General features: G+C 61.6%; 2 pseudogenes. Both read right to left on the bottom strand.

From position 1 onward, the window contains the following. Positions 1-251: pseudogene (locus AAFM29_RS17105) on the bottom strand (cytochrome o ubiquinol oxidase subunit III); the annotation flags it as partial. Next, positions 248-477 (bottom strand): annotated as a pseudogene (locus tag AAFM29_RS17100) (cytochrome ubiquinol oxidase subunit I); the annotation flags it as partial. The pseudogenes AAFM29_RS17105 and AAFM29_RS17100, both read right to left, overlap by 4 nt.

Here is a 477-nt window from a genome sequence, read left to right as displayed (position 1 = left end):
AAGCTGGAGGCCAGCAGCAAGACAGTCTCGATCCCCGCGCTTTTGAGATCGGTGATCTGCTGCGGGGTCGGCCCGCCCGCGACGCCATGCAGGCTCATCGCGGAATAGGTGGCAAGGAGAAGCGCGAAGAGCACCATGTCGCTCATCAGGAAGATCCAGAACCCGAACATGACCGGTTCCGCCCTTGCATGCGCCTCCGGGTCGGTATGGCCGATATTGATACCGGGGTGGAGCGTCTTGTCGGCAGTCATTGAATGTTCCTTGCAAGTCCGCGATTGGCAGGCTCGCTTTCGGCATGGCGGGTAACGGGGGCGGTGTTGCGGACCTGTTCGATCCAGCGGCGCGTATCCTCGCGCAATTGGCTGGCGGGAATGGTCTTTTCAATGTCGGTCTGAAAACTGCGGATGACGACCCCGCCCCACATGCCGATGAAGCCGGCCAGCGCCAGCCACCAGATATGCCATGACAGGGCACAGG

The sequence above is a fragment of the Erythrobacter sp. genome, assembly GCF_038133525.1.
Lineage (GTDB): Bacteria > Pseudomonadota > Alphaproteobacteria > Sphingomonadales > Sphingomonadaceae > Qipengyuania.
The sequence above is the reverse complement of the archived record's forward strand: the minus strand, read 5'-3'. Positions and strand labels throughout refer to the sequence as shown.